Source organism: Aeromonas sp. 11P, assembly GCF_051920165.1.
Classification (GTDB): domain Bacteria; phylum Pseudomonadota; class Gammaproteobacteria; order Enterobacterales; family Aeromonadaceae; genus Aeromonas; species Aeromonas veronii.
The window spans coordinates 3,104,382-3,127,880 of record NZ_JBQBDJ010000004.1; the positions used below are offsets into that span (position 1 = coordinate 3,104,382).

27 protein-coding genes are annotated in these 23,499 nt (G+C 59.8%); 19 read left to right on the forward strand and 8 right to left on the reverse strand.

The window, feature by feature from the left end:
• The first annotated feature begins 109 nt into the window (after positions 1-109).
• Genes ACTG1P_RS14265 through ACTG1P_RS14275 form a run of 3 tightly spaced genes read left to right on the forward strand, consistent with a single transcriptional unit; the run spans position 110 to position 3,063 of the window.
• A complete protein-coding gene (locus ACTG1P_RS14265) occupies positions 110-619 on the forward strand; it encodes a gluconokinase (protein ID WP_005340649.1) in 510 nt (169 codons plus the stop codon).
• On the forward strand, positions 616-2,412 hold the full coding sequence (gene edd, locus ACTG1P_RS14270; RefSeq protein ID WP_440001548.1) for a phosphogluconate dehydratase: 1,797 nt from the start codon (positions 616-618) through the stop codon (positions 2,410-2,412). Before ACTG1P_RS14265 ends, edd begins: the two co-directional genes overlap by 4 nt.
• A gap of 9 nt (positions 2,413-2,421) precedes the next feature.
• Complete coding sequence (locus ACTG1P_RS14275) at positions 2,422-3,063, forward strand: bifunctional 4-hydroxy-2-oxoglutarate aldolase/2-dehydro-3-deoxy-phosphogluconate aldolase (protein WP_440001549.1); 642 nt, start codon at positions 2,422-2,424, stop codon at positions 3,061-3,063.
• Between the two features lie 84 nt (positions 3,064-3,147).
• Here ACTG1P_RS14275 and ACTG1P_RS14280 read toward each other — a convergent pair whose 3' ends face one another.
• Entirely contained in the window at positions 3,148-4,155 is a 1,008-nt protein-coding gene (locus tag ACTG1P_RS14280; RefSeq protein WP_440001550.1) for a substrate-binding domain-containing protein, read from the reverse strand.
• A gap of 89 nt (positions 4,156-4,244) precedes the next feature.
• Between ACTG1P_RS14280 and ACTG1P_RS14285 the strand changes: the two genes are divergently transcribed.
• Entirely contained in the window at positions 4,245-4,895 is a 651-nt protein-coding gene (locus tag ACTG1P_RS14285; RefSeq protein WP_440001551.1) for a Qnr family pentapeptide repeat protein, read from the forward strand.
• A gap of 132 nt (positions 4,896-5,027) precedes the next feature.
• On the opposite strand, the gene envC is transcribed toward ACTG1P_RS14285, so the two are convergent.
• Together envC and gpmM are read right to left on the reverse strand one after the other, a co-directional pair.
• Positions 5,028-6,380, reverse strand: coding sequence for a murein hydrolase activator EnvC (gene envC / locus ACTG1P_RS14290; protein WP_440001552.1), 1,353 nt, complete (start codon positions 6,378-6,380; stop codon positions 5,028-5,030).
• A gap of 9 nt (positions 6,381-6,389) precedes the next feature.
• Positions 6,390-7,919, reverse strand: coding sequence for a 2,3-bisphosphoglycerate-independent phosphoglycerate mutase (gene gpmM / locus ACTG1P_RS14295; protein ID WP_440001553.1), 1,530 nt, complete (start codon positions 7,917-7,919; stop codon positions 6,390-6,392).
• Positions 7,920-8,165: 246 nt separating this feature from the next.
• Here gpmM and ACTG1P_RS14300 point away from each other — a divergent pair, with 246 nt between their 5' ends.
• From ACTG1P_RS14300 to gpsA, 3 genes are read left to right on the forward strand one after another with little or no spacing between them, the layout of a single operon-like run.
• A complete protein-coding gene (locus ACTG1P_RS14300) occupies positions 8,166-8,597 on the forward strand; it encodes a rhodanese-like domain-containing protein (protein ID WP_005340640.1) in 432 nt (143 codons plus the stop codon).
• A 50-nt stretch (positions 8,598-8,647) separates the two neighbouring features.
• Complete coding sequence (gene secB / locus ACTG1P_RS14305) at positions 8,648-9,118, forward strand: protein-export chaperone SecB (protein WP_042054222.1); 471 nt, start codon at positions 8,648-8,650, stop codon at positions 9,116-9,118.
• Between the two features lie 2 nt (positions 9,119-9,120).
• A complete protein-coding gene (gpsA, locus tag ACTG1P_RS14310) occupies positions 9,121-10,125 on the forward strand; it encodes an NAD(P)H-dependent glycerol-3-phosphate dehydrogenase (RefSeq protein ID WP_440001554.1) in 1,005 nt (334 codons plus the stop codon).
• A 69-nt stretch (positions 10,126-10,194) separates the two neighbouring features.
• Here the strand turns inward: gpsA and nfuA are convergent, their stop codons facing one another.
• Together nfuA and ACTG1P_RS14320 are read right to left on the reverse strand one after the other, a co-directional pair.
• Entirely contained in the window at positions 10,195-10,773 is a 579-nt protein-coding gene (gene nfuA / locus ACTG1P_RS14315; protein WP_005340636.1) for a Fe-S biogenesis protein NfuA, read from the reverse strand.
• A gap of 80 nt (positions 10,774-10,853) precedes the next feature.
• Positions 10,854-11,582 carry a ComF family protein gene (locus ACTG1P_RS14320; RefSeq protein WP_440001555.1) on the reverse strand — a complete coding sequence of 243 codons (729 nt, stop codon included), beginning with the start codon at positions 11,580-11,582 and terminating at the stop codon, positions 10,854-10,856.
• A 38-nt stretch (positions 11,583-11,620) separates the two neighbouring features.
• Between ACTG1P_RS14320 and bioH the strand changes: the two genes are divergently transcribed.
• The 4 genes from bioH (at position 11,621) to ACTG1P_RS14340 (ending at position 13,823) form a co-directional block, all read left to right on the forward strand.
• Complete coding sequence (gene bioH, locus ACTG1P_RS14325; RefSeq protein ID WP_440001556.1) at positions 11,621-12,385, forward strand: pimeloyl-ACP methyl ester esterase BioH; 765 nt, start codon at positions 11,621-11,623, stop codon at positions 12,383-12,385.
• Between the two features lie 71 nt (positions 12,386-12,456).
• The gene (locus tag ACTG1P_RS14330; RefSeq protein ID WP_005340632.1) at positions 12,457-12,690 is read left to right on the forward strand and encodes a flagellar basal body rod C-terminal domain-containing protein; all 234 of its coding nucleotides are present in this window, start codon (positions 12,457-12,459) and stop codon (positions 12,688-12,690) included.
• Between the two features lies 1 nt (position 12,691).
• Positions 12,692-13,459 (forward strand): putative metalloprotease CJM1_0395 family protein, encoded by a 768-nt coding sequence (locus tag ACTG1P_RS14335; RefSeq protein ID WP_201909257.1) that lies wholly within the window; start codon positions 12,692-12,694, stop codon positions 13,457-13,459.
• 85 nt (positions 13,460-13,544) lie between these two features.
• Entirely contained in the window at positions 13,545-13,823 is a 279-nt protein-coding gene (locus ACTG1P_RS14340) for a hypothetical protein (protein ID WP_005355353.1), read from the forward strand.
• A gap of 70 nt (positions 13,824-13,893) precedes the next feature.
• On the opposite strand, the gene ACTG1P_RS14345 is transcribed toward ACTG1P_RS14340, so the two are convergent.
• Positions 13,894-16,203, reverse strand: a complete 2,310-nt coding sequence (locus tag ACTG1P_RS14345; protein ID WP_440001557.1) for a Tex family protein — start codon at positions 16,201-16,203, stop codon at positions 13,894-13,896.
• Positions 16,204-16,405: 202 nt separating this feature from the next.
• The gene (gene greB / locus ACTG1P_RS14350; protein ID WP_139733563.1) at positions 16,406-16,879 is read right to left on the reverse strand and encodes a transcription elongation factor GreB; all 474 of its coding nucleotides are present in this window, start codon (positions 16,877-16,879) and stop codon (positions 16,406-16,408) included.
• A 249-nt stretch (positions 16,880-17,128) separates the two neighbouring features.
• On the opposite strand from greB, the gene ompR reads away from it, so the two are divergent.
• Both ompR and envZ read left to right on the forward strand, forming a co-directional pair.
• Positions 17,129-17,851 (forward strand): osmolarity response regulator transcription factor OmpR, encoded by a 723-nt coding sequence (gene ompR / locus ACTG1P_RS14355; RefSeq protein ID WP_005340625.1) that lies wholly within the window; start codon positions 17,129-17,131, stop codon positions 17,849-17,851.
• Entirely contained in the window at positions 17,848-19,158 is a 1,311-nt protein-coding gene (gene envZ / locus ACTG1P_RS14360) for a two-component system sensor histidine kinase EnvZ (RefSeq protein ID WP_440001558.1), read from the forward strand. Before ompR ends, envZ begins: the two co-directional genes overlap by 4 nt.
• Positions 19,159-19,195: 37 nt before the next feature.
• Here envZ and ACTG1P_RS14365 read toward each other — a convergent pair whose 3' ends face one another.
• The gene (locus ACTG1P_RS14365; protein WP_440001559.1) at positions 19,196-20,110 is read right to left on the reverse strand and encodes a DMT family transporter; all 915 of its coding nucleotides are present in this window, start codon (positions 20,108-20,110) and stop codon (positions 19,196-19,198) included.
• Positions 20,111-20,466: 356 nt separating this feature from the next.
• Here ACTG1P_RS14365 and rpsJ point away from each other — a divergent pair, with 356 nt between their 5' ends.
• Genes rpsJ through rpsS form a run of 6 tightly spaced genes read left to right on the forward strand, consistent with a single transcriptional unit; the run spans position 20,467 to position 23,493 of the window.
• The gene (gene rpsJ / locus ACTG1P_RS14370; RefSeq protein WP_005307944.1) at positions 20,467-20,778 is read left to right on the forward strand and encodes a 30S ribosomal protein S10; all 312 of its coding nucleotides are present in this window, start codon (positions 20,467-20,469) and stop codon (positions 20,776-20,778) included.
• A gap of 22 nt (positions 20,779-20,800) precedes the next feature.
• On the forward strand, positions 20,801-21,433 hold the full coding sequence (gene rplC, locus ACTG1P_RS14375) for a 50S ribosomal protein L3 (protein ID WP_005340620.1): 633 nt from the start codon (positions 20,801-20,803) through the stop codon (positions 21,431-21,433).
• Positions 21,434-21,450: 17 nt separating this feature from the next.
• Positions 21,451-22,056, forward strand: a complete 606-nt coding sequence (rplD, locus tag ACTG1P_RS14380; protein ID WP_005340616.1) for a 50S ribosomal protein L4 — start codon at positions 21,451-21,453, stop codon at positions 22,054-22,056.
• Positions 22,053-22,355 (forward strand): 50S ribosomal protein L23, encoded by a 303-nt coding sequence (gene rplW / locus ACTG1P_RS14385; RefSeq protein WP_005307955.1) that lies wholly within the window; start codon positions 22,053-22,055, stop codon positions 22,353-22,355. Before rplD ends, rplW begins: the two co-directional genes overlap by 4 nt.
• 15 nt (positions 22,356-22,370) lie before the next feature.
• Positions 22,371-23,192 carry a 50S ribosomal protein L2 gene (rplB, locus tag ACTG1P_RS14390; protein WP_005340614.1) on the forward strand — a complete coding sequence of 274 codons (822 nt, stop codon included), beginning with the start codon at positions 22,371-22,373 and terminating at the stop codon, positions 23,190-23,192.
• A gap of 22 nt (positions 23,193-23,214) precedes the next feature.
• Positions 23,215-23,493 carry a 30S ribosomal protein S19 gene (gene rpsS, locus ACTG1P_RS14395; protein ID WP_005307960.1) on the forward strand — a complete coding sequence of 93 codons (279 nt, stop codon included), beginning with the start codon at positions 23,215-23,217 and terminating at the stop codon, positions 23,491-23,493.
• Positions 23,494-23,499 lie beyond the last annotated feature (6 nt).

Consider the following 23,499-nt stretch of genomic DNA (forward strand, 5'->3'; position numbering starts at 1 on the left):
GTGGCAGACTTCACATTTTCAATCGTTACCGGTAACATGTTACCGGTAACGTGTTAGATTAGAACCCATCAACAGCTGGTTTTTTGAAAAGTGGGACAGAGGTCAAATTATGGCGGGTAAGTGCATTATCGTGATGGGTGTGTGTGGTAGCGGCAAATCCAGCGTGGGTCTGAAAGTGGCCGAAGCGCTGGGCGCCAAGTTCATCGATGGTGATGACCTGCACCCCAAGGCCAACATCCAGAAGATGGCTGGCGGCAACCCCCTCAACGATGAGGATCGTGCCCCCTGGCTGGAGCGGATCCGCGACGCCGCCTACAGTCTCGAGCAGAAGAACGAGACCGGCATCATTGTCTGTTCCGCCCTCAAAAAGAAGTACCGCGACCAGATCCGCGAAGGCAACGAGTCGGTCAGCTTCATCTTCCTCGATGGCAGCCAGCCGCTGATCCTCGAGCGGATGCGTGCCCGCAAGGGCCACTTCATGCGTGAAAGCATGGTACAAAGTCAGTTCGATACTCTGGAGCGCCCGGATGGCGAAGCCGGTGTATTCCACATTGATATAGACGGCACCTTCGAACAGGTGGTTGACCGCGCCGTCACAGCATTGGAGCAAGCCCAATGATTCATCAGGTAATTTCCGACGTCACCGCCCGCATCCGCGAGCGCAGTGTCGCCCGTCGTCAGGCATTTCTGGCTCGCATCCAGCGTCAGGCTGAGCAGGGCAAGACCCGCGCCGCGCTGGCCTGCGGCAACCTGGCCCACGCCGTGGCCGCCTGCAGCAGTGACGAGAAGGGTCGCATTCTCGATATGACCCGCGCCAACGTCGGCATCGTCACCGCCTACAACGATATGCTGAGCGCCCATCAGCCTTATCAGGGCTATCCGGATCAGATCAAGGCGGTACTGGCCGAGCTGGGCCACAGTGCCCAGGTCGCCGGCGGCGTGCCCGCCATGTGCGACGGCGTGACCCAGGGTCAGCCGGGGATGGACATGTCCCTCTTCTCCCGCGACCTGATCGCCCAGGCGACCGCCCTGTCGCTCTCTCACAACACCTTTGATGCGACCCTGCTGCTCGGTATCTGCGACAAGATCGCTCCGGGTCAGATCATGGGGGCCCTCTCCCACGCTCACCTGCCGACTGCATTTGTTCCTGCTGGCCCGATGGCGAGCGGCATCAGCAATGACGAGAAGGTGAAGGTGCGTCAGAAGTACGCTGCCGGTGAAGTGGGTCGCGATGCCTTGCTGGAGATGGAGTGCGGCGCCTACCACGCGGCAGGCACCTGCACCTTCTACGGCACCGCCAACACCAACCAGCTGGTGTTCGAGGCCATGGGCCTGATGCTGCCGGGCTCCGCCTTTGTGCACCCGTATAGCGAGCTGCGCCGCGCCCTGACCGCCGAAGCGGCCCGCCGCATCAGCGCCATGATCCCGGGTTCCCCGGCCTATCGCCCGCTGAGCGAGGTGCTGGACGAGCGTTCGCTGGTCAACGGTCTGGTGGCCCTGCTCGCCTCCGGCGGCAGCACCAACCACAGCATCCACATGGTGGCGCTGGCTCGTGCGGCCGGTCTGGTACTGACCTGGGATGACATCAGCGATCTCTCCGACGTGGTGCCGCTCTTGGTTCGCATGTACCCGAACGGCCCGGCCGACGTCAACGCCTTCGAACAGGCGGGCGGCGTGCCCGGCCTGATGCGCCGTCTGGCCGAAGAGGGGCTGATCCATATGGATGCCACTCCGGTCTTTGGCGAGATGCAGGATTACCTCAGCCGTCCGGCTCTGGTGGATGGCCAGCTGGTATGGCAGCCGGTCGGCGAGAGCGGCGATGCGAGCGTGCTGTCGCCTTCCGGCAGCGTATTCCAGGCCACTGGCGGCACCAAGCTGCTGGCAGGCAATCTGGGCCGCGCCGTGGTCAAGGTCTCCGCCGTGGCTCCCGAGTATCGGGTGATTGAAGCGCCGGCGCGGGTCTTCTCCTCCCAGCATGCGGTGGAAGCAGCCTACAAGGCGGGCGATCTCAATCAGGACGCCGTGATCGTGGTGCGCCACAATGGCCCGGCCGCCAACGGTATGCCGGAGCTGCACAAGCTGATGCCGGTGCTCGGCAACCTGCAGAAGGCGGGTTACAAGGTGGCGCTGGTCACCGATGGCCGCCTCTCCGGCGCCTCCGGCAAGATCCCGGCCGCCATCCACGTCACTCCGGAAGCGCTGCACGGCGGGGCCATTGGCCTGCTGGCTGACGGCGACCTGCTGCGGGTTGACGCGGTAAACGGCAGCCTCGATTGCCTGACCGATTTGAGTGGCCGTACCCAGGCCGAGATTGACCTCACTCTGGAACAAGAGGGGTGGGGCCGTGAACTGTTCAGCGTGATGCGTCGCGCGGTATCGAGCGCCGAGTGTGGCGCTACCATCTTTGACTAAGGAAGAGCTATGCAGAACTGGAAAGTGACCCCGGCCGAGGTGTTTGCCGCCTCCCCGCTGGTACCCGTGATGGTTATCAACGAGCTGGATCAGGCCCTGCCGATGGCCAAGGCGCTGCTCGACGGCGGCATATCTGTCTTCGAAATCACCCTGCGCACCCCGGTGGCGCTCGATGCCATCGCCCTCATCGCCAAGGCGATGCCGGATGCCATGGTCGGTGCCGGTACCGTGCTCAACTGCGAGCAGTTTGACGCTGCCGTCGCCGCCGGTGCCCGTTTCGTCATCTCCCCGGGGATGACGCCGGCCCTGCTGGCTCACGCCGCCAAGAGCACCGCGCCGCTGCTCCCGGGTGTGGCTACTCCGTCTGAAGTGATGCAGGCGCTGGAAGCGGGCTACGACCATCTGAAGTTCTTCCCGGCCGAAGCGAACGGCGGTACCAAGGCGCTCTCCGCCATTGCCGCGCCGCTGCCCCAGGTGAAGTTCTGCCCCACCGGCGGTATCGGCCCGAAAAACGTGGCCGACTATCTGGCGCTCAAGTGCGTCGCCACCGTCGGCGGCTCCTGGATGCTGCCGGCCGATGCGGTCAAGAGCGGCAACTGGGAGGAGGTGACCCGCCTCTCCCGCGAAGCGGTTGAGCTGGTAAAACGTTAAGCGCCAGTTGTGCAGAAAACCAAACAGGCCACCCTCGGGTGGCCTGTTTGCTATCAGCGTGACTTAAGTGGGTGAGGGAAGGGATTACCCCAGACTCTCCCCGACATAGAGGGAGAAGCCGATATCCTTGCGGGTGTCGGGTTGGGATTGGCCGTTGAGACGAGCCAGCAGCATGGTGGCCGCCTCCCGGCCGATCGCTTCCCGTGGGGTGGCGATACTGGCCAGCTTGGGGGTCATGGCGTGGCCGATGTCGAGGGCGTTGCAACCGGCGATGGCGATCTGCTGGGGTACCGGGATCCACTTGGCTTGACACTGCAGCAGGGCGCCCACTGCCAGGTCATCGTTGGTGCAGAACAGGCCGTCGAGGTCGGGATAGCGTACCAGCGCCTGATCAAGCAGCTCGCCCCCCAAGGTGAAGCTGGAGGATTGTTCGGTCAGCAGATGCTGGCCGGTGAGGCCGAAGTCGGTCATCGCCTGATAGTAACCCTCCATCCGCAGCTGGGTACGCACGTCGAGCCGCGCCCCCAGATAGATTACCTTGCGACGGCCCCGGCGCAGCATCTCTGTTACCATGGCCCGGGCGGCGGCTCTATGATCCATGCCGACCACCATGTCGATGGGGGTTTGCGGCAGATCCATGGTCTCCACCACCGGAATGCCGGCGGTGGCAATCATCTTGCGAGTGCGCTCGGTGTGCTGGCTGTCGGAGAGGATCAGTCCATCCACGTGATAGGAGAGCAGGGACGCGACCTGCTCCTCCTCCCGCTCCGGGCTGTAGCCGTAGTGGGCCAGCAGGGTCTGGTAACCGGCCGGTCGGGTCACCGACTCGATGCCGTGGATCACCGCCGAGAATACCTGGTTGGAGAGGGAGGGGATCAGGATGCCGATCGCCTTGCTGGTCGCGTTGGAGAGAATGTCCGGCGCCCGGTTGGGGATATAACCCAGCTCTTCCACCACAGCCGCGATCCGCTCGCGGGTCCCCTCCGCTACGGTCTGCGGGTCGCGCAGATAGCGGCTGACAGTCATCTTGGTCACGCCGGTCTGGTCGGCGATATCTTGCAGAGTGGGGCGGCGCTTGCGGGTGGGGCTCATAGGGCTTTCCAGGGTGGATGTTACATGTAACATTACCGTTTTTGGCGGATAAAGTCAGCATATGAAGCCGTTTTTGCAGGAGTTTTCCGATGATCAGAGGCAAGCAGTTCGTGGATGTCCGGTTCGAGCAACAGGATGTGGAGGGGGAGCAGTTCTCGGAGTGCCGCTTTATCGGCTGTAATTTCTCTTGGCTGGATCTGAGCGATAGCCGCTTCATCGACTGCAGCTTCTACGATCGGGAGAGCGAACGGGGCTGCCTGTTGCAGGGTAGCGATCTGCGCGAGGCCAGCTTTCTGCGCTGCGATCTCACCATGGCCGATTGCAGCCGCAGCCAGTGTCTGGGGTTGGAGATGCGCGACTGTCAGGCGGTCGGTATCAACTTCAGCCATGCCAGCTTCGCCAACCAGATCACCGCCAAAAGCTACTTCTGCGAGGCCCATCTGACCGGCAACAACTTCAGCTACGCCAGCTTCGAGGGCTGCCTGCTGGAGAAGTGCGAGCTGACCGGCAACCGCTGGCAGGGGGCTAACCTGTTCGGTGCCTCGCTGGCGGGTTCCGATCTCAGCGGCTCCGAGTTTGGCCAGATTGACTGGACCAGCTTCAAGCTGCAGGGCTGCGATCTGCGCCAGTGCGATCTGCCGGGGCTGGATCTGCGGCGGGTCGATCTGCAAGGGGTGCAGATCAACGAGGATCAGCAGCAGACCTTGCTGGAGCAGATCGGTCTGGTTGTCTTTCCTTGAGCCGATCGAAAATTAGGTAATTTTTCATCAAATGGGAGCGACAGCGGGTTGCTGTACTCCTGAAACGACAAAAGCCTGCGTGATGCAGGCTTTTGCTAGTGAGCGTGTGACGCGCTTGTCGGCCGGGTTAACTCAACCCTTGGCCAGCCATTTTGTCGGGTTGATCGCCTCGCCCTGATAGCGGATTTCGAAGTAGAGGCCCGGTCTGTCCTGACCGCCACTGTCACCGACCAGTGCCACCGGTTCACCCTGTTCCACATTCTGGCCAACCTGACGCAGCAGCGACTGATTGTGACCGTAGAGGCTCATGTAGCCCTTACCGTGGTCGATCACCAGCAGCATGCCGAAACCGTCGAGCCAGTCGGCATAGACCACTTGCCCCGGTGCGACCGCCTTGACCTGGGTCCCTTCGCTGGCGCCGATCAGCGTGCCTTTCCACTTGAGCTGGGCGGTGCGCGGCGAACCGTAGGAGATGAGGATCGGCCCCTGTACCGGCCAGCGCAGGCTGCCATTGGTCTTGAGGCCGCTGTAGTGGCCGGCGCTGCTGATGCCCGAGCCACGCTCCGGTTTGGTGCTGGCTACCTCTTCAACCGGTTCCGCCGGTTTGACGGTTTTGTTCTGCTGGGCGGCGAGTCGTTGCTGCTCGGCGCGGCGCTGTTCGGCCAGCTTGCGCTGACGCTCCTGCTCCGCTTTCAGCTTGGCCAGCCGCTCCCGCTCGGCCCGTTCACGGCGCTCCTGCTCTTCCCGCTTGCGGCGCAGCTCTTCCAGCCGGGCTTTCAGCGCTTTCTCCGCCTTGACCAGCTTGGTGAGCTTCTGCTCGTCATCCTGCACCGACTGTTGCAACTGGTTACGCACCTTGGCGCGGCTCTGCTGGCTGGCCAGCAGGGTCTGGTGATGCTCCTGCTGTTCGGCAAGCAGGGTTTGCAGTCTGGTTTCGGTCTCTTTGGTTGCCTGCTGGTTTTTTGCCAGCTTGTCGCGGGTGGCGCGCAGGGCGTCGATGGCCTCGATGCGGGCCTTGTTGAGGTAGTCGTAGTAGTCGAGGGAGCGGCTCAGTTTGGCCGGATCCTGCTGATTGAGCAGCAGTTTGAGGTAGTCGTGGTTGCCCGCTTGAAAGGCGCTCTCCGCCTGCTTGGCCAGCAACTGCTTTTGATGTTTGGCTTGAACTTCCAGCGCCAGCTTGTCTTTTTGCAGGGTCGCCAGCGTCTGCTGGTTCTGCTTCAACTGCTGCCTGGTCTGGTTGAGTTTGGCGGCGGCGGCCGAGATGGCCTGCTCGTCAGCCTTGAGCTGGGTATTTAGCTTGGCAAGCTCCTGCTTGCTGAGCTTGATGGTCTGCTGTTGTTCCTTGATCTGGGACTGCATGGTCCCCAGCTGCTGATTGGCGGCCAAAGCCGGTTTGCTGGCGCCAAACGACAGGCAAAAAAACAGCGCGCCGGCCAACAGGCCGACGCGACTGGTTTTCTGTGAAATAACTTCGCATCCCCGCATGGGGAAGGATTATTTCAGAATCATCAGGGGCTTGCCAGTCATTTCCGGCGGCACCGGCAGACCCATCAGGGTCAGCATGGTGGGGGCCAGATCGGACAGTTTGCCACCTTCAACCACCTCGGCTTTGCGACCGAAATAGATGAGCGGAACCGGCAGATTGGTGTGGGCGGTGTGGGCCTGACCAGTCTCTTCGTCCAGCATCTTCTCGGCGTTACCGTGGTCGGCAGTGATCAGGCACTCGCCACCCACTTCGGCCAAGGCGTCGGTCACGCGACCGATGCAGTGGTCAACGGCTTCACATGCTTTGACGGCGGCATCGAACACACCGGTGTGACCAACCATGTCGCCATTCGGGTAGTTACAGATGATGACGTCGTACTTGCCGCTCTTGATGGCCGCAACCAGCTTGTCGGTCAGCTCTTCGGAGCTCATCTCCGGCTGCAGGTCATAGGTCGCCACTTTCGGGCTGGCCACGATCTCGCGATCTTCGCCAGTGAAGCAGGACTCTTCGCCACCGTTGAAGAAGAAGGTGACGTGAGCGTATTTCTCGGTTTCGGAGATCCGCAGCTGGGTCTTGCCCTGCTTGGCCAGCCACTCACCCAGGGTGTTGACCAGCGCAGTCGGCGGGTAGGCACAGGCAGTTTTGATATCGGCCGCGTATTCGGTCAGCATCACGAAGTTCAGCTTCGGCTCGACTGCACGGGCGAAGCCGGTGAAGTCGGTGTCAACGAAGGCGCGGGTGATTTCACGGGCACGGTCGGCACGGAAGTTCATGAAAATCAGCGCATCGCCATCTTCCATGGGGGCAGCTTCGCCGATGCGGGTGGCTTTGACGAACTCGTCGTTCTCGTCGCGAGCATAGGCGGCAGCCAGTGCTTCGGTGGCGCTATCGGCGGTGAACTCGCCCTTGCCCTGGGTCATCAGGTCATAGGCTTGCTGCACGCGATCCCAGCGGTTGTCACGGTCCATGGCGAAGTAACGGCCGATCATGGAGGCGAAACGACCCTTGCCCAGCTTGGCGAACAGGGCATCGAACAGCTCGATGGAGGACAGGGCGGAGCGCGGCGGAACGTCGCGGCCATCCAGGAAGGCGTGCAGGTAGATCTTCTCGGCGCCACGCTTGGCAGCCATTTCGATCATGCCCATGATGTGCTCTTCGTGGCTGTGTACGCCACCCGGGGACATCAGACCCATGATGTGAACGGCTTTGCCGTTGGTGACTGCAGCGTCAACAGCCTTGGCCAGCTCGACGTTCTGGAAGAATTCACCGTCCTGGATGTCTTTGGAGATGCGGGTCAGCTCCTGATAGACGATGCGACCGGCACCGATGTTGACGTGGCCCACTTCGGAGTTGCCCATCTGGCCATCCGGCAGACCGACGTCCAGACCGGAGCCGGAGATCAGGGTGCTGGTGTAGTCACGGGCCAGACGATCGAGGTTGGGAGTCTTGGCGGCAGCGACGGCGTTGTGCTCTTGCTTGGTGCTGTAGCCCCAACCGTCCATGATGACCAGAACCAAAGGTTTCTTAGCTGTTGACATAAGACTATGTCCTCTCGGATTGGAAAAAATGCGGGAAATGAAACTAGCGTAATATTACTACATCTGCCGAAATAGTCACCTGATAGCCAAGGGGCGCTCCTGCTGCCCCGCAAGCCACACCCTTCCTGCCATGATCGATGCCCAATGAGGATGGGAGCCTGCTCGCGCTTTGCCGCCAAGATGGCTGATCTTATCAATACCCCCATGTATACTCGGGCCCTTGTCTTGGTCCCTGGATAGTAGAAGATGCAAGAGTATTTGGATTTTGCGGCCCGTAACCCGCTGCTGACCGCAGCCTGGTTGGGTCTGGCTGGCACCCTGGTTTACACCACTGTGCGTGCCCGTTTGTCCCCGGTAAAAACCGTCAACAACCACACCGCGACCCTGCTGATCAACCGCGAGAATGCCACCGTGGTGGATATTCGCAGTCAGGAAGAGTATGCCAAGGGCCATCTGGCCGGTGCCCAGCACCTGCCGCTGACCCAGATCCAGAGCAATAATCTGGGCCCGGTTGAAAAGCATAAAGATGCCCCCATCATAGTGGTGTGCGAGTCGGGAATGACTGCGGGCGGCGCGGGCCGTCAGCTGAGCAAAGCTGGCTTCAAGCAGGTTTACGTGCTCGGCGGTGGCATGGCCCAATGGCGTGCAGAAAATCTGCCGGTAACCAAGAAACGCTGATTTAAGCAGGGCCTGAGCCCACTTATCCATATAACAAGGAATCAAACGAAATGGCTGACGAGATCAACAACCAGGAAGTACAACCGGAATTCCACATCCAGCGTGTTTACACCAAGGATGTCTCTTTCGAAGCGCCGAACACCCCGCACATCTTCCAGAAAGAGTGGCAGCCGGACGTCAAGCTGGATATGGATACCAAGACCAACATCCTGGCTGAGAGCGTGTACGAGGTTGTCCTGACCCTGACCGTAACTTGCAAACTGGAAACCGAAACCGCCTTCCTGTGCGAAGTACAGCAAGCCGGTATCTTCACCATCGGTAACCTGCCGGAGCCGCAACTGGCTCACTGCCTGGCTGCCTTCTGCCCGAACATCCTGTTCCCGTATGCCCGCGAAGCCGTGGCCAACATGGTGAGCAAGGGTTCCTTCCCGCAGCTGAACCTGGCACCGGTCAACTTCGATGCCCTGTTTGCCCAGCACATGGCGCAAGCACAGGCCCAGCAGGCGACTGCGGAAGCCTGATAATGGCTGACCAGATCGCTATCTCGGTCTTGGGGGCGGGGTCTTATGGCTCCGCCCTTGCCATTTCTCTGGCGCGCAACGGTCATCCGACCCTGCTGTGGGGTCACGACCCTGCTCATGTCGCCGAGCTGGAACAAGACCGCTGCAACAAGGCATTTTTGCCTGATGTCCCTTTTCCTGCCGATCTGCAGCTGACTGCGGATCTGCAACGTGCGGTACAGGTTGCCCCCGTGCTGCTGCTGGTCGTGCCGAGCCATGTATTTGGTGACGTACTGACCCGGATCAAACCCTTCCTGCGCCCCGATACCCGTATCGCCTGGGCCACCAAGGGTCTGGAGCCGGACAGTGGCCGTCTGCTGCAGGATGTGGCCCGCGACGTGCTGGGTGACGAGATACCGCTGGCGGTGATCTCCGGCCCCACCTTCGCCAAGGAGCTGGCTGCCGGTCTGCCGACCGCCATCTCGGTCGCCTCGACCCACGACGAGTTTGCCGACGATCTCTCCCATCTGCTGCACTGTGGCCGCTCGTTCCGGGTCTATACCAATCCGGACTTCGTCGGTCTGCAGCTGGGTGGGGCGGTGAAGAACGTCATCGCCATCGGTGCGGGTCTCTCCGACGGACTCGGGTTTGGCGCCAATGCCAGAACTGCGCTGATCACCCGGGGTCTGGTGGAGATGCAGCGTCTGGGTGCGGCGCTGGGTGCCGATGCCAAAACCTTTATGGGGATGGCGGGGCTCGGGGATCTGGTGCTCACCTGTACCGACAACCAGTCGCGCAACCGTCGCTTCGGGCTGGCCCTTGGGGCTGGCAAGGATGTGAACACCGCCATGACCGAGATCGGCCAGGTGGTGGAGGGGTATCGCAACACCAAAGAGGTGCATCTGCTGGCGGCCCGCTGTGGCGTCGAGATGCCCATCTGCGAGCAGATCTTCAAGGTGCTCTACGAGGGTAAGAACCCGAAAGAGGCGGCCATCGCTCTGCTGTCGCGAGACAAGAAGGACGAGTAATCTGCCGATTGCCCATGCAAAAGGCCCCGCCAGATGGCGGGGCCTTTTCTTTGCTGCAAGGGCTGCAAATCAGTAGTAGGAGTGGTCGCCGCGCTGGTGCTCGGTGGCGTCTTTCACGCCGTTGAGCTCACCCGGGAACTTCTCCAGCAGCTGCTTCTCGATCCCCTCTTTCAGGGTGTAATCGACCATGGAGCAACCGTTGCAACCACCGCCAAACTGCAGGATGGCCAGTTTGTCTTCAGTCAGCTCGACCAGGGTGACCTTGCCACCGTGACCGGCCAGCATGGGGTTCACTTCGGACATCAACACGTACTCGATGCGCTCGATCAGCGGCGCGTCGTCGGCCACTTTACGCATCTTGGCGTTCGGTGCTTTCAGGGTGAGCTGGGAGCCCATCTGATCGGTCACGAAGTCGATGGTGGCATCCACCAGGAAGGGGGCGCTCAGGGGATCGACCATGCAGTCGAAGCCGCTGAAGGGCAGGTGTTGATCTTCCGGGTCCACGGCATCGGGCGGGCAATACGATACGCCACACTCGGCATTCTGGGTTCCCGGATTGACCACAAACACCCGGATATTGGTGCCATCAGGCTGTTTTTCCAGCAGTTTACGGAAATGGGCCTGGGCGGCGTCGGAAATGCTGATCATCACTATCCTCATAAACCTGAGTGTACGACTAGGGTATTCATGATAACGCGGTTATTAATGCTTGGGTAGCATGCCGATGGCTACTTGCTGTGCCGCAGGGTTCGACAGATTGCCCACACTTCTACCTTTGTGATGCCGCTCTCATGGAGCAAACGGCTGAGCTGACCGGCGGTGGCGCCGGTGGTCACGACGTCATCGAGCAGGGCGACATGGCGATAGTGGTGGGGGCGGATCCGGAATGCCCCACGCAGATTGCGCCGCCGCTGCCCGGCGCTCAGGGTTGTTTGCTGCGGAGTCGCCTTGATGCGCTGCAACAGGGTGTTGTCGCAGGGAATGCCGGTGAGCTTGCCAAGGGCTTGCGCTATCTCCTCCGCCTGATTGAAACCGCGCCGCCACTGCCGCCACCAGTGCAGGGGAACCGGAATGATCGCCTCCGGCTGCTCGCGGCCATCCAGATGATCGGCTAACAGCTGAGCCAGTAGCGGCGCCAGCAGGATCTGGCCGGAATATTTGAGCCTGGGGATCAGCATGGGGTAGGGGGCCTGGTAGTCGCCGATCACCTGCAACCGTTCCCAGGGGGGAGGCCTGCGCTGGCAGCGGCCACAGACCGGTATGCTCTCTTCTATATAGTCAGCCAGTGGCGCAGCGCAGAGACGGCATCTTGGTTGTGACTGGTGCAGCGCCTGCCGACACCAGCTGCAGAGCAGGGGCTCGCTGTCGCAAGGTTGATGGCAGAGCAGGCAGCTCCCTTGCCAGTCGCCGTGGCTGCCGAGCAGCGGGCTTGCTTTAGCGAGCAGTCGCTTTAACATGCTGACCCCAAGAGAATGAACAGGGATCTTGAGTCTAGATGAGCATATCGGTAGAGCAGTTTGGCCAGGGGCCCGATCTGGTGCTGTTGCACGGTTGGGGGATGAACGGTGCGGTCTGGCATGGCATTGCCAAGCAATTGGCGTCCCATTATCGGGTTCATCTGGTGGACTTGCCCGGTTTTGGCAACAGCCCGCTGGCTGAGGGCGTCGATTATAACCTGCCATGGTTGGCGGAGCAGGTCGCCACCGTGTTGCCAGAGAAGTGCCATCTGCTTGGCTGGTCGCTCGGTGGTCTGGTGGCAAGCCAGTTGGCGCTGACGCATCCCGAGCGGTTGCACTCCCTCGTCACCGTGGCCAGCTCCCCCTGCTTCATGGCTCGCGATGAGTGGCCGGGGATCGCCCCCAAGGTTCTGACCGGTTTCAACCAAATGCTGGCGGGGGATTTTCGCCAGACCATAGAGCGCTTTCTGGCGATCCAGGCCATGGGCAGCGAACATGCCCGGGATGATATCCGTCAGTTGCGTCACTGGCTGGCCGAGCGCCCGGCGCCCCAGTTTGCCGCACTTGAGGCCGGGCTGACGCTGTTGGCCGACATTGACCTGCGCGAACCGCTGCGGGAGCTGGATCTGCCCTGGTTGCGGGTCTATGGCCGACTGGATTCATTGGTGCCCAAGGCGGCCATTCCCCTGCTGGATGATCTCTACCCTGCCAGCCGCAGCGTGACCCTCAATAAGGCCTCACACGCACCTTTTATCTCCCACCCTGACGAATTCGTTGAAATCGTTCGAGATTTTGTTGGCTAAAAAACAGCCTGCAAGCTTCATTAATCCTCTGGTCTGGCGGATAATTAAGCTGTGACCAGAGGAGTAACATCATGCGTATTGATTCTGCTTTCAACAGCGGGGTACAGGGATTTCAGCGAGCCGAGCAGATTGCCGACAAGGCATCCAATCAGATCGCCCGCCTCAACACCCCCAGCGGGGATCAGGTGCAAGTGACCGATGAACTCGTCAATCTCAAGGTGGCCGAGCAGCAGGCTGGCGCTTCCGCCAAGGTAGTGCAGACTGCCAGCGATATGATGGGAACCCTGATCGACATCCGGGTGTGAGATGAACATCAATGTCAGTCTGCCCCCTCTTATCCCGACACAGCTGCAACCCCAGGTGGAAGCGGCGAGGACGGATAATCGCCGAGCAGAGCTGATCCCGCAGGCCCGAGCGGGCCAAGCCTCCGTTGCCGAATCCGAAGTCGGCTCCCAGAAAGAGAAATCCAAAGCCGGTCAGGCCTCCAGCAATCAGACCTCCCAGAACAGCCGTGAAACCGGGCAATTAGCCCCAACGACACTGCCAGATAATCGCTTTGTCGAGGCCACCGGTGAGGATGGGCAGCGCAAGCAGCAAGATCCCAAACAGCAGGAGCAGCAACAGCGACAAGAGCAGCAGGTTCAGGATCTTGTCGAGCGTGACAAGGAGGTGCGCACTCACGAGCAGGCGCACCAGTCTGCGGGTGGAGAGTACGCCAGCTCGCCCACCTATCAGTTTACGCAAGGGCCGGATGGCAAGCGTTATGCTACGGGTGGCGAAGTCCAGATCGATACCAGTGTCGTACCCGGTGACCCTGCGGCTACCATCGCCAAGATGCAGCAGATCCGCGCTGCAGCGCTGGCGCCTGCCGAGCCTTCCGCGCAGGATTTGGCCGTTGCACGCAGCGCCGCCGCGAGTGAAGCCAAGGCGCGCAAAGAGCTGATGGCCGAGCAGAGCGCGAAATCGGGCGGTGTGCTGAGTGCCTATATGGACAAGCGCAACAGCGTCATCGCGGGCCACTATCGACAGGCTGTCAGCCCGGCTTCTACCCAGTCCCTCAGTCTGCATATCTGAATCACCCTCGCCAAACTTTCAGCTGCTTTGCCTGTTTTGCAACTAACCTGAAGATCAGGCCCATTCCAATTTCACAGGAGCTGTCATGCATTTCGATGAAGTCAAAGCGGAAGATTTCACCACCTTCTCCCGTGTACCGCCCCCCCACCTGCAGATGGAGCAGTTTCTGATGCAGCTCGGGGGAGGGGGAACTGAAGGAACCAGTTTCAAGAAGAAAGTGATGTTGGCGGCTGGCTGGAGCCATACCGGCGTCGTCTCTTACGGCAAATATCCGCAAGAGGCCTGCAAGGCATTCAACCGGTTGCGGGAGGTGCTTGCCCAGCATGGAGAGCCCGAGAGCATTCTTGCTGCCCTGACGCAGTGATCCTGGGCTTTGCGTGTAAAAAAGCCCCTTGCGGGGCTTTTTGCATTCAGAGGACTTCTGGAAGGCTTAGTTACTTTTTAGCTTTGGAGAGCGCCGCCGCGAAGGCGTTGCCCATGGCACCACCCATAGGGGGGCTTTGGCGCGGCTCATTTCTTGGTTTGGCATTGCCAGCACTGTTGTTGCGCGCTTCAGCCGGCTTGCGGGCGGGTTGCCCTGTTTTTTCGTCGAGGCGCATGGTCAGGCTGATCCGCTTGCGCGGGGCGTCCACTTCCAGCACCTTGACCCGCACAATGTCGCCCGCCTTGACCACCTCGCGGGGATCCTTGACGAAACGGTCGGTCAGGGAGGAAATGTGCACCAGGCCATCCTGATGGACCCCGATATCGACGAAGGCGCCGAAGTTGGTGACGTTGGTGACCACCCCTTCCAGTACCATCTCGGGCACCAGGTCGCTGATCTGCTCTACCCCTTCCTTGAAGGTCGCGGTTTTGAACTCGGGGCGCGGGTCGCGGCCCGGCTTGTCCAGCTCGCCGATGATGTCGGTGATGGTGGGCACGCCGAATTGCTCATCGGTGTAATCGGCCGGTTTCAGGCTGCGCAGCAGGCTGCTGTTGCCGAGCAGGCTCTCCACTGTCTGTTCCAGCCTGGCGAGGATCCGCTCCACCACCGGATAGGACTCCGGGTGCACCGCCGAGCTGTCGAGGGGATTGCTGCCGCCGCGAATGCGCAGGAAGCCGGCGCACTGTTCGAAGGCTTTGGGGCCGAGTCGGCTTACTTTCAGCAACTGCTGACGGCTCTTGAAGGCGCCGTGCTCATCCCGGTAGGCGACGATGTTCTGGGCCAGCGTCTGGGAGAGACCGGAAACCCGGTTGAGCAGGGCGACCGAGGCGGTATTCACATCCACACCGACCGCGTTCACGCAATCCTCGACCACCGCATCCAGCCGGCGGGCCAGCTGGCTCTGGCCGACGTCGTGCTGATACTGGCCCACCCCGATACTCTTGGGATCGATTTTGACCAGTTCGGCCAGCGGGTCTTGCAGGCGGCGGGCGATGGAGACGGCGCCACGGATCGAGACGTCGAGATCCGGGAACTCCTGAGAGGCAAGCTCGGAGGCGGAGTAGACAGAGGCTCCCGCTTCGCTCACTACTATTTTCTGCGCCTTGGCGGCGGGGTAGCGCTCGAACAGATCGCTCACCAGCCGGTCGGTCTCCCGCGAGGCGGTGCCGTTGCCGATGCTGATGAGCTCGACCTTGTGTTTCTGGCACAGCTCGCTCAGGGTCTTGAGGCTTTGATCAATCTGGCGTTTTGGTTCGAATGGATAGATGGTGGCGTGATCGACCAGCTTGCCGGTGGCATCCACCACGGCCACCTTGACCCCGGTACGGATGCCCGGATCCAGCCCCATGGTGCAGCGCATGCCGGCCGGGGCCGCCATCAGCAGATCCTTGAGGTTCATGGCGAATACCTTGATCGCCTCCTCCTCTGCCGATTCGCGGATGCGGCCGATCAGCTCGGTCTCCATCTGAAGCGACAACTTGATCTTCCAGGTCCAGCTCACCACCCCTTGCAGCCATTTGTCGGCCGGGCGGTTCTGCAGATTGAGCTTGAGGTGGTGGGCAATGATCCCTTCGCAGGGGCTGGCACTCTCATCGTCACCGGTGACCAGCGCCAGATTGAGGATCCCTTCATTGCGGCCGCGCAGCATGGCCAGCACCCGGTGGGAGGGGGCCTTGTGCAGAGGTTCGTCGTGCTCGAAGTAATCCTTGAACTTGGCCCCTTCCAGCTCCTTGCCTGCCACCACGCGGGCGCGCAGGGTGGCGTTTTGCCACAGGTAGTCGCGCAGCTTCTCCAGCAGGTCGGCCTGCTCGGCGAAGCGCTCCATCAGGATATAGCGGGCGCCGTCGAGGGCGGCCTTGTTGTCGGCAATGCCCAGTTCGGCATTGAGGAAGGCGGCCGCCGCTTGCTCGGGATCCTGCATCGGGTCGGTGAGCAGCAGGTTGGCCAGCGGCTCCAGCCCGGCTTCGATCGCCATCTGTCCCTTGGTGCGGCGCTTGGGCTTGTAGGGGAGGTAGAGGTCTTCCAGCCGGGTCTTGCTGTCGGCGCCATTCAATTCGCGCATCAGCTCGGGGGTCAGCTTGCCCTGCTCTTCGATGGAGCGAATGATCACCTGACGGCGATCTTCCAGTTCACGCAGATAGCCGAGGCGGCTCTCCAGAGTACGCAGTTGGCTGTCGTCCAGACCGCCGGTCACCTCTTTACGGTAACGGGCGATAAAGGGCACGGTCGAGCCTTCATCCAGCAGGCGCACCGCGGCCTGCACCTGTTCCGGGCGAGCATTGAGCTCACCGGCAATCTGTCTCTCTATGGTTTGCATCATGGTGTTGTTGAGGGCCTCTGTGGTCGAGTCCGCGCCATCAGGCGCCAAGTGTGAGCACTATATGGGGTCGTGTTGCGGGATGCTACCCTGCGCCGGGGTCTGCATCAGTCAGACTGATAAAGTCGCAGGGGAGGGCGTTTATCTTGCCATTGCACCTGTGACTCAGGATGTGCCTGTGGCAAGCAGTTCGCCAGCAGTCCGGCTATTTGGGGTAGCTGATCTCGTTGATATACCAGCAGACGTCACCAACTGGCGTACGGACGATGGCTTCATCCCCGACCTCTTTCTTGAGCAGGGCGCGGGCCATGGGGGAGTCGATGGAGATGTAATCCTTGCGCTCGAAGATCTCGTCATAGCCGACGATGCGAAAGCGTTTGGTCTCGCCCTCTTCGTTTTCCACCTCGACCCAGGCACCGAAGAACACCCTGCCCTCCTGCGCGGGGGCATAGTCGACGATCCCCAGCTCTTCGAGACATTTGCGCAGGTAGCGCACCCGCCGGTCGATCTCCCGCAGCCGCTTCTTGTTGTACTGGTAGTCGGCATTTTCGCTGCGATCCCCCAGGCTGGCGGCCCATGCCACCTTCCTGGTGACCTCGGGGCGCTCCTGACGCCAGAGGAAATCGAGCTCTTCTTTCAGCTTGTTGTAGCCTTCGCGGGTGATCAGCTTTGTCTTCATGGTGATGCGGACCTGGTCAAAGAGGGGTATTCATCGCTAACTGCTCGGGAATATTAGCTTTTGTCCTCTTGCTGTCGAGGGAAATCGTGATGGCTCGGCTGGCGCCATTCAGGGAGTAGCTGGCCAGCGCAGTGACTTGATGGCCGTCACGCTCTCGGGACGGGTAATAACCGGTAACATATTTGTGCTTTGCTCCCGCTATATCCCCCCCTAGTATTGGGGGCAGCTAAAGAATGAAGAGGCAAAGCAATGAGTCAGCAGCAATACAAGGTCCTGGTCGTGGACGATGACCTGAAATTACGTTCCCTGTTGGAACGCTATCTCACCGAGCAGGGATTCGTAGTACGCGGCGTGGCCAATGGCGAGCAGGCCGATCGCTTGCTGACTCGTGAAAACTTCAGTCTGATGGTGCTCGACCTGATGTTGCCGGGGGAAGATGGACTCTCCATCTGCCGCCGTCTGCGGGAAGCGGGCAATCAGATCCCGGTGCTGATGCTCACTGCCAAGGGGGATGAAGTCGATCGCATCGTCGGGCTCGAGATGGGGGCCGATGACTATCTGCCCAAGCCGTTCAACCCCCGCGAACTGTTGGCGCGGATCCGTGCCGTGCTGCGCCGCCATACCGTCGAGCTGCCGGGGGCACCCTCTGCTGCAGAGAAAGTGGTCAACTTCGGCGCCTTTCAACTCAATCTGGCGACCCGCGAGCTGAGCCGGGATGGCGAGCCGATGGCGCTCACCAGCGGTGAATTTGCGGTGCTCAAAGTGCTGGTCAGCCATCCGCGCGAGCCGCTCTCCCGCGACAAGCTGATGAATCTGGCCCGTGGCCGCGAATACACCGCCACCGAGCGAAGTATTGACGTACAGGTCTCTCGTCTGCGCCGCCTGCTGGAGCAGGATCCGGCCCAGCCCCGCTACCTGCAGACCGTCTGGGGTCTGGGGTATGTGTTCGTGCCAGATGGTGACGGTGCATGAAAAAAGTCGGCAGCATGTTCTCGCGCATGCTCTGGTTTCTGGCCGCCGTCCTGGTGGTCTATCAAGCGGTCTCCTACGTCACCTTCTACAATTATCTGCTGGCGCCAACCGTCAAGCAGATCAGTCACTTGCTGGCCAATCAGGTCAAGCTGATCTTTCCGGTCAACACTGAACAACTGGCGCTGAGTGAAGATGCCGAGGCGCTGGTCTATGTGACGACCGGTACCGATATCTATACCCAGAGCGAGGCGGTGCAGCATGGCTTCAACGATGCCAAGCCGTACCCCTATCTGGAGGAGAACATCAGTCGCGAACTGGGTGGCCTGGCCAAGGTGCGGGTCGAGATCCAGGATCACTACATCATCTGGATCCAGCCGCCGCAGGCCAGCAAAATCTGGGTGCGGATCCCGCTGACCGAGATTGAAGATGACGATATCGAACCCCTCATCATCTATCTGAGCGTGCTGCTGGTGATCACCCTGTTTGCGGCCTGGCGCTTTGCCCGGCAGCTGGTGCGCCCGCTCGAGGATCTCGAGGCTGGTGCCGTTGCTGTTGCCAGGGGCCATTTCCCCGAGGCGCTGGGGGAGCTGGGCTCAAGGGAGGTGCGGCGGCTGACCCGCACCTTCAACCATATGTCGCACTCCATCAAGAGCCTGATCGAAGAGCGTAACCTGATGATGGCGGGGGTTTCCCACGATCTGCGTACCCCGCTGACCCGCATCCGGCTGGCCACCGAGATGATGTCATCCGGTGACGAGTACCTCAAGGAGAGCATCAACGCCGATATCGATGAGTCCAATGCCATCATCGATCAGTTCATCGATTACATCCGCCCGGATGAGGGCCAGGATCTGGAGCCGATCGACCTGACCCAGCTGGTGCACGATACCTTGCTGATCTACTCGGAGCAGGGGCTGGAGGTCGATCTGGCGCTGCCGCAAGAGGCGGTGCGGGTGGCCTGCAATCCGGTCAGTATCCGGCGGGTGTTGAACAACCTCTCAAGCAACTCACAGCGTTATGGGGCGAGCCGCTTGCATGCCGAGTTGAAGGACGATGGACACTGGGTGCGCTTGCGCCTCTCCGATGATGGCCCCGGTATTCCGGAGCAGGACTACTCCCGGTTGCTCAAGCCGTTTACTCAGGGGAATGTGGCGCGTACCGTTGGCGGTAGTGGCTTGGGGTTGGCCATCGTGGCCAAGATAGTCGCCCAGCACCACGGCACTATCCGGCTGGGAAGCTCGGATCTCGGCGGCCTGCTGGTCGAGATGCGGCTGCCGAAACATCAGCCACAGGAGTGGATGGATTGAGAGAAGGGCGTATCCGTGGATACGCCCTTCTGCATGGTCAGCTCTTGGTTTCGACTGATGCTCGATAGCGTTTGCCGTACTTGAGCTGCTGGATCAGCAGGGCGGCAACGATGAGCGCCAACCCGATGGGGGTGGCCGGATGGATGGCTTCGCCGATCAGCAGATTGAGCAGCACCAGCGAGGCAAACGGCGAGATGAAAATGAGGTTGCTGATGGGGGCCGTGTTGGTGGCATGGCGCAGCGCCATCAGCCAGAGCACGAAACCGAAGCCCATTTCGAACAGGCCCACATAGATGGCACCAGCCCATCCCTGCCAGGCGGTCATGGCAAAATCGGAGAGCAACCAGGTCGCCACGACGATAAAAGGCAGGCTGATCATAAAGCCGAGCAACAGGCTGACGATGGGATCTCCCTGATTGCGGGTGTTGAGGATCCAGTAGCTGGCCCAGATGAGGGTCGAGACCAGCGCCAGCATCACGCCGAGGGGGCTGTCGAACTGGAGGCCGAATACATCCCCTCTGGTGGCGATCACCAGCGCGCCAAAATACCCCAGCACGATAGCGACGCCATCACGCCGACGCAGCTTCTGGCCGAGGAAGGGGACGGCCAGCAGACTGAGGGTAATGGCCCAGGTGTAGTTGAGGGTCTGTGCCTGCTGGGCAGGCAGCAGATCATAGGCTTTGAACAGCAACAGGTAATAGAGGAAGGGGTTCAGCACGCCCAGAGTCAGATAGTAGAGAGGGCGGGCCTTGATGTAGCTTCCCAGCAGCGGCAGTTTGCCCTGTTTGGCGACGACGGCTGTCAGCGTGAGAGTCGAGGTGAAGGCGGCCACAAGCAACAGTTGCACAGGTTCGAAATAGGCGAGGGAGATCTTGAAGGCTGTGGCGACCGTCGACCAGAGGGCAACGGCGCAAAGGCCATACTGATAGGCTTTCTTTTGATCTTTGAGCATGGGATGTCGTTCCACTGACAGAGGCAAGCGCACAGTCTACCAGTCTGCTTGTAACATTGTCGTTACCTGGGTGTTGGCAGCAGAGTGCGTTGCCGCAGGCGAGATCCATCTGTCACATAAAACTGCGCATAATCTGTTCGCTCTCCCTTGCGCAAATTTGAAAAATCCGTATAATCCCCTCCGCTTGCCCATGAGGTAAGCCAGACGATATGTCTGCTGCTGAGTTTCCTGTTTACAGGAGCCAGCCATACAGTCCTCCCGATATGGGGGGAAACGTGAAAAATCACACCTCTGGCGGGAGCAATCTCGGTCGGGCGGTGTTGATTTATGTTCTTTTATCTATTGGAGCTCTGTCAATGCAGAACCAAAGAATCCGTATCCGCCTGAAGGCTTTTGATCATCGCCTGATTGATCAATCCACTGCGGAAATCGTTGAAACTGCTAAGCGCACTGGCGCGCAGGTTCGCGGTCCTATTCCGCTGCCGACTCGCAAAGAGCGCTTCACCGTCCTGATCTCCCCGCACGTCAACAAAGATGCGCGTGATCAGTACGAGATCCGCACTCACAAGCGTCTGGTAGACATCGTTGAGCCGACTGACAAGACCGTAGACGCCCTGATGCGTCTGGATCTGGCAGCTGGTGTAGACGTCCAGATCAGCCTGGGTTAATTACGGAAAGAGGTTGATAACAATGACAATCGGTCTTGTAGGTCGCAAAGTGGGTATGACTCGCATCTTCACTGAAGATGGCGTTTCTATCCCGGTGACTGTTATCGAAGTTGAAGCTAACCGTGTAACTCAGGTCAAATCTGTAGAAACCGACGGCTACAACGCTATTCAGGTTACCACTGGCGCCAAAAAAGCCAGCCGTGTGACCAAGCCGGAAGCTGGCCACTTCGCCAAAGCTGGTGTAGAAGCCGGTCGCGGTCTGTGGGAATTCCGCCTGAACAACGGTGAAACTTTCACTGTTGGTAGCGAGCTGAAAGTAGATCTTCTCGCTGACGTTAAGCTGGTAGACGTTACCGGCACATCCAAAGGTAAGGGCTTTGCTGGTACTGTTAAGCGCCACAACTTCCGCACCCAGGATATGACCCACGGTAACTCCTTGTCTCACCGCGTTCCGGGTTCTATCGGTCAGAACCAGACTCCGGGTCGTGTATTCAAGGGCAAAAAGATGGCTGGTCACATGGGTGCTGAGCGTGTAACGACTCAGAACCTGGAACTGGTTCGTGTTGACGCTGAACGCAACCTGCTGCTCATCAAAGGTGCAGTACCGGGTGCAACCAACGGCAACGTGATCGTCAAACCTGCCGTCAAAGCGTAACGTCTGAGGAGATAGTAATGGAATTGGTAATGAAAGACGCCAAGAGCGCTCTTGAAGTTTCCGAGACTACCTTCGGGCGCGAATTCAACGAAGCTCTGGTTCACCAGGTCGTCGTTGCATATGCCGCTGGTGCCCGTCAGGGTACTCGTGCGCAGCTGACTCGCTCTGAAGTGTCTGGTGGCGGCAAAAAGCCGTGGCGTCAGAAGGGTACTGGTCGTGCCCGTGCTGGCTCCATCCGTTCGCCCATCTGGCGTTCCGGTGGTGTGACTTTTGCTGCTAAGCCGCAAGATCACAGCCAGAAAGTAAACAAGAAGATGTACCGCGGCGCTATCCGTAGCATTCTGTCCGAGCTGGTACGTCAAGAGCGCCTGATCGTTGTTGAGAAGTTCGGCATCGAAGCTCCGAAGACCAAAGAACTGATCGCCAAGCTGAAAGAAATGGAACTGACTGACGTTCTGATCGTGACTGCTGAAGTCGATGAGAACCTGTTCCTGGCTGCTCGCAACCTGTACAAAGTTGACGTGCGTGACGTTGCCGGTATCGACCCGGTCAGCCTGATCGCTTTCGACAAGGTTCTGATGACTGCTGATGCAGTTAAGCAAATCGAGGAGATGCTGGCATGATCCGTGAAGAGCGTCTGCTGAAAGTTCTGAAGGCTCCGCACATCTCTGAAAAGAGCACCATGGTTGCAGAAAAGCAGAACACTATCGTGTTCAAAGTTGCTGTTGATGCTACCAAGGCGGAAGTCAAAGCTGCAGTTGCGAAACTGTTCGAGGTCGAAGTTGAGACCGTCCGTACCCTGAACATGAAGGGTAAGACCAAGCGCGCAGGTGCACGCGTAGGCCGTCGTTCCGATTGGAAAAAGGCTTATGTGACCCTGAAAGCTGGTCAGGACATCGACTTCATGGGCGCAGCCGAGTAAGAGGAGTTCTCAAAAATGGCAATCGTTAAGTGCAAGCCTACTTCTCCGGGCCGCCGCCACGTCGTCAAGATCGTCAATCAAGAGCTGTACAAGGGCAAGCCCTTCGCCGCTCTGCTGGACAGCAAAAGCAAGTCCGGTGGTCGTAACAACAACGGCCGTATCACTACCCGTCATATCGGTGGTGGTCACAAGCAGCACTACCGTATCGTCGACTTCAAGCGCGACAAAGACGGTATCCCGGCTAAAGTAGAGCGCCTGGAATACGATCCGAACCGTACCGCTAACATCGCTCTGGTGTTGTATGCAGACGGTGAGCGTCGTTACATCCTGGCTCCGAAAGGCCTGAAAGCTGGTGACGCGATCGCTTCTGGTGCTGATGCAGCCATCAAGGTAGGTAACGCCCTGCCGATGCGCAACATCCCGGTTGGTTCTACCGTTCACGCTGTAGAGATGAAGCCTGGTAAAGGTGCCCAGCTGGCTCGTTCCGCTGGTACTTTCATCCAGATCCTGGCTCGTGAAGGTAACTATGTAACTCTGCGTCTGCGTTCCGGCGAAGTACGTAAAGTTCTGGCCGAGTGCCGCGCTACCATCGGTGAAGTCGGTAACTCCGAGCACATGTTGCGTCAACTGGGTAAAGCCGGTGCAAACCGCTGGCGTGGTATTCGTCCGACCGTTCGCGGTATGGCGATGAACCCGGTTGACCACCCGCACGGTGGTGGTGAGGGTCGTAACAAGGGCATGCAGCCTGTGTCCCCATGGGGCCAGAAGGCTAAAGGCTTCAAGACCCGTAAGAACAAGCGTACCGACAAGTACATCGTACGTCGTCGTAACAAGTAATTGTTAACATAGAGGAATCACCATGCCACGTTCTCTCAAGAAGGGTCCATTTATTGACCTGCACTTGCTGAAGAAGGTAGAGAAAGCGGTGGAAAGCGGGGATAAAAAGCCGGTTAAAACCTGGTCCCGTCGTTCAATGATCATCCCGAACATGATCGGTTTGACCATCGCTGTCCATAATGGTCGTCAGCACGTTCCGGTTTTCGTTACCGAAGAAATGATCGGTCACAAACTGGGTGAATTCGCACCGACTCGTACTTATCGCGGCCATGCTGCTGATAAGAAGGCTAAGAAGCGCTAAGGGATA

Excerpts from the sequence above, each read along its gene's own strand:
- ACTG1P_RS14265 (WP_005340649.1), top strand. The coding sequence starts at position 110 with ATGGCGGGTAAGTGCATTATCGTGATGGGTGTGTGTGGTAGCGGCAAA.
- edd (WP_440001548.1), top strand. The coding sequence starts at position 616 with ATGATTCATCAGGTAATTTCCGACGTCACCGCCCGCATCCGCGAGCGC.
- ACTG1P_RS14275 (WP_440001549.1), top strand. The coding sequence starts at position 2,422 with ATGCAGAACTGGAAAGTGACCCCGGCCGAGGTGTTTGCCGCCTCCCCG.
- ACTG1P_RS14280 (WP_440001550.1), bottom strand. The coding sequence starts at position 4,155 with ATGAGCCCCACCCGCAAGCGCCGCCCCACTCTGCAAGATATCGCCGAC.
- ACTG1P_RS14285 (WP_440001551.1), top strand. The coding sequence starts at position 4,245 with ATGATCAGAGGCAAGCAGTTCGTGGATGTCCGGTTCGAGCAACAGGAT.
- envC (WP_440001552.1), bottom strand. The coding sequence starts at position 6,380 with ATGCGGGGATGCGAAGTTATTTCACAGAAAACCAGTCGCGTCGGCCTG.
- gpmM (WP_440001553.1), bottom strand. The coding sequence starts at position 7,919 with ATGTCAACAGCTAAGAAACCTTTGGTTCTGGTCATCATGGACGGTTGG.
- ACTG1P_RS14300 (WP_005340640.1), top strand. The coding sequence starts at position 8,166 with ATGCAAGAGTATTTGGATTTTGCGGCCCGTAACCCGCTGCTGACCGCA.
- secB (WP_042054222.1), top strand. The coding sequence starts at position 8,648 with ATGGCTGACGAGATCAACAACCAGGAAGTACAACCGGAATTCCACATC.
- gpsA (WP_440001554.1), top strand. The coding sequence starts at position 9,121 with ATGGCTGACCAGATCGCTATCTCGGTCTTGGGGGCGGGGTCTTATGGC.
- nfuA (WP_005340636.1), bottom strand. The coding sequence starts at position 10,773 with ATGATCAGCATTTCCGACGCCGCCCAGGCCCATTTCCGTAAACTGCTG.
- ACTG1P_RS14320 (WP_440001555.1), bottom strand. The coding sequence starts at position 11,582 with ATGTTAAAGCGACTGCTCGCTAAAGCAAGCCCGCTGCTCGGCAGCCAC.
- bioH (WP_440001556.1), top strand. The coding sequence starts at position 11,621 with ATGAGCATATCGGTAGAGCAGTTTGGCCAGGGGCCCGATCTGGTGCTG.
- ACTG1P_RS14330 (WP_005340632.1), top strand. The coding sequence starts at position 12,457 with ATGCGTATTGATTCTGCTTTCAACAGCGGGGTACAGGGATTTCAGCGA.
- ACTG1P_RS14335 (WP_201909257.1), top strand. The coding sequence starts at position 12,692 with ATGAACATCAATGTCAGTCTGCCCCCTCTTATCCCGACACAGCTGCAA.
- ACTG1P_RS14340 (WP_005355353.1), top strand. The coding sequence starts at position 13,545 with ATGCATTTCGATGAAGTCAAAGCGGAAGATTTCACCACCTTCTCCCGT.
- ACTG1P_RS14345 (WP_440001557.1), bottom strand. The coding sequence starts at position 16,203 with ATGATGCAAACCATAGAGAGACAGATTGCCGGTGAGCTCAATGCTCGC.
- greB (WP_139733563.1), bottom strand. The coding sequence starts at position 16,879 with ATGAAGACAAAGCTGATCACCCGCGAAGGCTACAACAAGCTGAAAGAA.
- ompR (WP_005340625.1), top strand. The coding sequence starts at position 17,129 with ATGAGTCAGCAGCAATACAAGGTCCTGGTCGTGGACGATGACCTGAAA.
- envZ (WP_440001558.1), top strand. The coding sequence starts at position 17,848 with ATGAAAAAAGTCGGCAGCATGTTCTCGCGCATGCTCTGGTTTCTGGCC.
- ACTG1P_RS14365 (WP_440001559.1), bottom strand. The coding sequence starts at position 20,110 with ATGCTCAAAGATCAAAAGAAAGCCTATCAGTATGGCCTTTGCGCCGTT.
- rpsJ (WP_005307944.1), top strand. The coding sequence starts at position 20,467 with ATGCAGAACCAAAGAATCCGTATCCGCCTGAAGGCTTTTGATCATCGC.
- rplC (WP_005340620.1), top strand. The coding sequence starts at position 20,801 with ATGACAATCGGTCTTGTAGGTCGCAAAGTGGGTATGACTCGCATCTTC.
- rplD (WP_005340616.1), top strand. The coding sequence starts at position 21,451 with ATGGAATTGGTAATGAAAGACGCCAAGAGCGCTCTTGAAGTTTCCGAG.
- rplW (WP_005307955.1), top strand. The coding sequence starts at position 22,053 with ATGATCCGTGAAGAGCGTCTGCTGAAAGTTCTGAAGGCTCCGCACATC.
- rplB (WP_005340614.1), top strand. The coding sequence starts at position 22,371 with ATGGCAATCGTTAAGTGCAAGCCTACTTCTCCGGGCCGCCGCCACGTC.
- rpsS (WP_005307960.1), top strand. The coding sequence starts at position 23,215 with ATGCCACGTTCTCTCAAGAAGGGTCCATTTATTGACCTGCACTTGCTG.